5 protein-coding genes are annotated in these 5,883 nt (G+C 73.6%); 3 read left to right on the top strand and 2 right to left on the bottom strand.

All coding sequences use genetic code 11. The features are described from left to right. Together ACTS11_RS01840 and ACTS11_RS01835 are read right to left on the bottom strand one after the other, a co-directional pair. On the bottom strand, positions 1-1,183 hold a 1,183-nt coding region (locus ACTS11_RS01840), incomplete at its 3' end, for a mandelate racemase/muconate lactonizing enzyme family protein (RefSeq protein WP_442638650.1). 13 nt (positions 1,184-1,196) lie between these two features. Then, entirely contained in the window at positions 1,197-2,282 is a 1,086-nt protein-coding gene (locus ACTS11_RS01835) for a zinc-binding dehydrogenase (RefSeq protein ID WP_442638649.1), read from the bottom strand. Positions 2,283-2,438: 156 nt separating this feature from the next. On the opposite strand from ACTS11_RS01835, the gene pcaD reads away from it, so the two are divergent. The 3 genes from pcaD to ACTS11_RS01820 all read left to right on the top strand — a co-directional run. Continuing rightward, complete coding sequence (pcaD, locus tag ACTS11_RS01830; RefSeq protein WP_442638648.1) at positions 2,439-3,242, top strand: 3-oxoadipate enol-lactonase; 804 nt, start codon at positions 2,439-2,441, stop codon at positions 3,240-3,242. Continuing rightward, the gene (locus tag ACTS11_RS01825; RefSeq protein ID WP_442638647.1) at positions 3,239-4,588 is read left to right on the top strand and encodes a lyase family protein; all 1,350 of its coding nucleotides are present in this window, start codon (positions 3,239-3,241) and stop codon (positions 4,586-4,588) included. Before pcaD ends, ACTS11_RS01825 begins: the two co-directional genes overlap by 4 nt. A 106-nt stretch (positions 4,589-4,694) precedes the next feature. Beyond that, the coding region (locus tag ACTS11_RS01820) for a TCR/Tet family MFS transporter (protein ID WP_442638646.1) at positions 4,695-5,883 on the top strand (1,189 nt) is incomplete at its 3' end.

Genomic DNA, 5,883 nt, shown 5'->3' with positions numbered 1-5,883 from the left:
TCCAGTCGCAGGGCGCCTCCTGCATCTCCAGATGCAGCCGGTCCGCCGTCACGGGATGCGCCGCCGCCACCGCCTCGTCGAGCTCGATGCCGAGGCCGGGCGCCTCGGGCGCGGCGACGAAGCCGCCCTCGACGCGCGGCCGACCGCGCACCAGCGCCGCGTGGAACGGCGTCTCGATCGCCTCGACCATCAGCGTGTTGGGGCAGCTCACCGCAAGATGCACGTTCGCGGCCCATTCGACCGGCCCGGCGTAGAGATGGGGGGCGAGCTGCGCCCCCGCGGCCTCGGCCAGGACCGCGATCTTCCTCCCCTCCCAGATGCCGCCCGCACGCCCGAGCGCCGGCTGGAGGATGCGGACCCCGTGCGCCAGCGCCTGCGCGAACTCGGCCTTCGTCGTCAGCCGCTCGCCGCAGGCCACCGGGATCGAGGTCGCGGCCGCCACGGCGGCGAGCGCGGGGAAGTCGTCGGGCGGCACCGGCTCCTCGAACCACAAGGGATCGTGCGGCTCGATCGCCTTCGCCAGCCGGATCGCGCCGCCGGGCACGAACTGCCCGTGCGTCCCGAAGAGCAGGTCGGCCCGGTCGCCCACCGCCCCACGGATCGCGCCGCAGAAGGCGGCGGACAGCGCGATGTCCGAGCGCGCGGGCATGTGCCCGCCCCGGATCGTGTAGGGCCCGGCGGGATCGAACTTCACCGCCGTCCAGCCCTCGGCCACGCGCTCGGCCGCCGCCTCCGCCGCCATGTCGGGGTCGACCCAGAAGCGCCGCGCGTCCTGGTGCGGCTCGGGGTAGAGGTAGGTATAGGCCCGGACCTCGGCGTTCATCCGCCCCCCCAGAAGCGCCCAGACGGGCCGGTCGCGCGCCTTGCCGAGGATGTCCCAGCACGCCATCTCGAGCCCCGAGAAGGCGCCCATCACCGTGGGATCGGGCCGCTGGGTGAAGCCCGAGGAATAGGCGCGGCGGAACATCAGCTCCACGTTCTCGGCGCTCTCGCCCTCCATGTGGCGGGCGAAGACGTCCTCGATCACCGCGCGCATGGCCGCGACGCCGACCGCGCTTGCGTAGACCTCGCCGAGGCCGGTGATCCCGTCGTCGGTGGTCAGCCGCAGGATGTGCCAGTAGCGGCCGCCCCAGCCCGGCGGCGGCGGGGCGACGGCGAAGATCTCGAGGTCCTTGAGGCGCATGGGCGTTCCCCTGTCAGAAGACGATGACGTTGCGCCGCGCGCGCCCCGCCCGCGTGTCGTCGATGGCCGCGTTGATCTCCTCGAGGCGCCAGGTCCGCGACACCAGCGCGTCGAGCTCGAGCCGCCCCTGCGCGTAGAGGTCGACCATCCAGGGCACGTCGCGGGCGAGCACGACCTCGCCCATGAGGCTGCCGCGCATCCCCTGCCCCGTGGCGGCGAGGATCACCGGCTCCCAGGCCGAGGTCGCGCCGGAATGGGGCATGCCGACGGCGTGGAGCGTGCCGCCGGGGCCGAGGAGCCGCGGCGCCATGTCGTAGGCCGGGATCGCGCCCACCGAGACGAAGACGTGGTCCGCCCCGCGCCCGCCCGTCATGGCCTTGACCGCGCGCCAGGGCTTCTCCTCCGTCGCGAGGAGCGCGTCCGTCGCCCCGAAGGCGCGCGCGTCCTCCAGCTTCGCCTCCGAGAGGTCCATCGCGACGATCCGCGCCGCGCCGGACAGGCGCGCCCCCTGCACCGCGTTGAGGCCCACGCCGCCGCAGCCGATCACGACGACCGATTGCCCCGGCCTCACGCGCGCGGTGTTCACCACCGCGCCGAGGCCCGTCGGCACGCCGCAGGCCAGCAGGCAGGCGCTGGTGGCGGGCACCTCCTCGCCCACCGCCGCCACCTGGCTCGCATGGACCACGATCTTCTCGGCGAAGGCGCCGCACTTGAGGCCCTTCGACAGCGCGCGGCCATCGGGGAAGGACAGTTCCGGCGGCAGGGGCGCGTTGCCCGAACAGTAGACCGGCATCGCGCTGGCGCAGGAGGGGCAGGCGCCGCAGGCGCGGATCAGCGTCGCGATGACCCGTTCGCCCATCCCGACCCCCTCCACCCCGGGCCCCAGCGCCGTGACCCGCCCCGCCGCCTCGTGACCGTAGACCGCGGGCAGGGCTCCGCCCCAGGCGCCCTCCATGTAGGAGATGTCGGAATGGCAGATCGCCACGGCCTCGAGCGTCACCTCGACCTCGCCCGGCCCCGGCTCGCGCAGGAGCACCGTCTCGACCGAGAGCGGCGCGTTGAACTCGTGGCATACGGCGGCGCGGATCTCGCTCGGCACCTGTCCCTCCCCTGTCGCGTTTTCCGGGCAGAGTGGGCCGCGCCCCGCCCGGTCGCAAGTGCGTTTCCGCCACTCCGCACGCCGCGCGCGACCCCGCGCCACCGGTTGCGGCGCGGCGCGATCTGGCCGAAAACGGACAGGGACGAGGAGGACGCCATGGACTGCATCGCATTCGACGACGTGACGCTGCACGTGAAGGAGGACGGCACGCGGGGCGGCCCGCCGGTCGTGTTCTCGAACTCGCTCGGCACCGACCTGAGGCTCTGGGACGACGTGGTGGCGCGGCTGCCGAAGGGGCTGCACATCCTGCGTTACGACAAGCGCGGCCACGGCCTCTCGACCTGCCCGCCCGCGCCCTACCAGATGGGCAAGCTGATCCACGACGCCGAGCGCCTGATCGAGGCCTACGGTCTGAAGGAGGTGGTCTTCGTCGGCCTCTCCATCGGCGGCATGATCGCGCAAGGTCTGGCGGCCAAGCGGCTCGACCTGGTGCGGGCGGTGGTCCTGTCCAACACGGCGCCCAAGATCGGCACCCGCGCGCTGTGGGAGGAGCGGATCGCCCAGGTCGCTAGCGTCGGGCTCGAGGGGATGTCGGACGCGATCATGCAGCGCTGGTTCTCCAGGCCCTTCCGCGAGAGCGCGGCGGTCAGCCCCTGGCGGCGGATGGTCGAGACGACGCCCGCCGCGGGCTATGCCGGATGCTCCCACGCCATCGCGGGGACCGACTTCTACGCGACGACGGGCGCGCTGCGCCTGCCCGCGCAGGTGATCGCGGGCGACGCCGACGGTTCCACCCCGCCCGACCTCGTGCAGGAACTCGCGACGCTGATCCCCGGCGCGCGCTACGACCTGATCCGGGGCGCGGGGCACCTGCCCTGCGTCGAGAAGCCGGACGAGTTCGCGGCGATCCTGATGCGGTTTCTCCGCGACATCGGCCACCTTCCCGAGGAGGCCGCGTGAGCGTCTCGCCCTTCGACAGCGCGCTCTACCGCGATCTCTTCGGCGACGCGGAACTCGCGCGCCTGTTCTCCGACACGGCGGAGGTGCGGGCGATGATGCTGGTCCTCGGCGCGCTGGCCAGGGCGCAAGGCGCGCAAGGCGTCATCCCCGAGGTGAGCGGGCGCTTCCTCCATCGCGCGATGATGGAGGCGCAGGTCGATCCCGCGGGGCTGGCGCAGGCGACGGGGCGGAACGGCGTGACGGTGCCGGGGCTGGTCGCGGCGCTGCGGGCGTCGCTCGATGCGCCGGAGCACGCGCAGTATCTCCACCGGGGCGCGACGAGCCAGGACATCCAGGACACCGGCCTCATGCTGCGGATGCGCCAGGCGCTGATGCTGATCGAGACGCGGATGGGCGCGGCGCTGCGGGCGCTCGCGAACCTCGCCGAGAGCCATGCCGGGACGGTCCAGGCCGCGCGGACCTACGGGCAGGTGGCGACGCCGTCGAGCTTCGGGGCCATGGTCGCGGGCTGGGGCGGACCGCTCCTGCGGCTGCACGACCGGCTGGGCCCGCTGCGCGGGCGCTGCCTCTGCGTCTCGCTCTCCGGAGCGGCGGGAACCGCCTCGATGCTGGGGCCGGAGCCGGAGGCGCTGCGGGCCGAGGTGGCGCGGGCGCTGGGGCTCGCCGATCCGGGCGCGAGCTGGCACGCGAGCCGCGACCGCATTGGGGAGATCGCGGGCTGGCTCGCCGACCTGACGGTCGCCTGCGGCAAGGCGGGGGGCGACCTGACGCTCCTCGCGCGCTCGGAGGTGGGCGAGATCGCCCTGCCCGGCGCGGGCGCCTCCTCGACCATGCCGCAGAAGCAGAACCCGGTGGCGCCCTCCGTCCTCGTTGCGCTGGCCCGCGTGGCGCCGGCGCAGGCGGCGGTCCTCCAGGGCGCGGGCCTCCATGCCGAGGCGCGGGACGGCGCGGCATGGTTCGCCGAATGGCTAACCCTCGGACCGCTGGTGGCGGGCGCCGCGAAGGCGGTGGCGGTGCTGGCGGAGGTCGTCGGCACGCTCGAGGTGCGGACGGAGGCGATGGCGGCGCGGGCGGAGGACCCGCTCGGCCTGATCCACGCCGAGGCGCTGTCCTTCGCGCTCGCCGCCGTCATGCCGCGCGCCGAGGCGCAAGCGCTGGTGAAGACGCTGGCGGAGGAGGCGCGCGCGACGCGGCGCCCCCTGCCCGATCTGGTGGCCGGGGCGCGCCCCGACGCCGCCCTGCCCGGCCTCGCCCCGCCCACCGTCCTCGGCACCGCGCCGGCCGAGGCGCGCGCCTTCGCCAGCGCCGCGCGGGAGAAGGCCGCGGCCATTTCGGCGCAAGGCTGAAATCGGAGATTGTAAACTTGCGAGTGTCAATCTAGATTGACACATCTTCGATCCGCCGCGGGCCCCGATGCATCTTTCGCGAAACCGACTCCCCGTCGTCTTCATCATGGTGACGGTCACGCTCGACGCCATGGGCATCGGGCTGATCCTGCCGGTGATGCCGGACCTCATCGCCGAGGTCCGGGGCGTCTCGATCTCGGACGCGGCGCTCTGGGGCGGCATCCTGTCGGCGGCCTACGCGGTGATGCAGTTCGGCTTCTCGCCCACCATCGGCTCGCTCTCGGACCGCTTCGGGCGGCGGCCGGTGCTGCTCGTCTCGATGGCGGTGATGGCGGCGGATTACGTCGTCATGTCGCTCGCCGGGTCGATCTGGCTGCTGCTCGCGGGGCGGCTCGTGGCGGGCGTGGCGGCGGCGACGCATTCCACGGCGCTGGCCTTCATGGCGGACGTCACCGAACCGGGCAAGCGGGCGCAGAACTTCGGCCTGATCTCGGCGGGCTTCGGGATCGGCTTCATCCTCGGGCCGCTCCTGGGCGGTCTTCTCGGCGGGCTCGACCCGCGCGCGCCCTTCGTGGCGGCGGCGATCCTCGCGGCCTGCAACTTCGCCTTCGGCTGGTTCGTCCTGCCCGAGTCGCTGCCGGAGGAGCGCCGCCGCCCCTTCGACATCCGCCGCGCGAACCCCGCGGGCGCGCTGATGCAGATCGGCGCGCTGCCGGGCGTGCGCCCGCTTCTGGCGGTGATGCTGGCCTACCAGGTGTCGAACTTCGTCTACCCGGCGGTCTGGGCCTACTACACGCAGGAAGCCTTCGGCTGGGACGCGCGCATGGTGGGCCTGTCGCTCGCGGCCTACGGCGTCTCGATCGCCGTGGTGCAGGCGGGGCTGATCCGGCCGATCCTCGCCACGCTCGGCGAGGGGCGCGCGGTGTTCTGGGGGCTGATCTTCAACACTTTCTGCCTCGTGGCCTACGGGCTGATCACGCAAGGCTGGATGGTCTGGCTGATGGTGCCGCTCTCGGCCATGGGCGCGGTGGTGGCGCCCGCGATGCAGGGGGTGATGTCCCGCGCCGCAGGGGCCGACCAGCAGGGCGAGCTTCAGGGCGTGCTGTCGTCCATCTCGGCGCTGTCGATGATCCTGTCGCCGCTGATGATGACGCAGGCCTTCTTCTGGGCGACGCGCGAGGGCGGGCCGGTCTGGATGCCGGGCGCGCCGTTCCTCCTGTCGGCCTGCCTGATGGCGGCGGCCTTCGTCATCTTCACGGCGACGCGGGGCAGGCCCGCGCCGGTGCCCGCGGAAT

Origin of the sequence: Roseicyclus sp. (assembly GCF_052168335.1) — a bacterium.
Lineage (GTDB): Bacteria > Pseudomonadota > Alphaproteobacteria > Rhodobacterales > Rhodobacteraceae > Roseibacterium.
The sequence above is the reverse complement of the archived record's forward strand: the minus strand, read 5'-3'. Positions and strand labels throughout refer to the sequence as shown.

Coding starts and splice junctions, on each gene's coding strand:
- pcaD (WP_442638648.1), top strand. CDS start 2,439: ATGGACTGCATCGCATTCGACGACGTGACGCTGCACGTGAAGGAGGAC.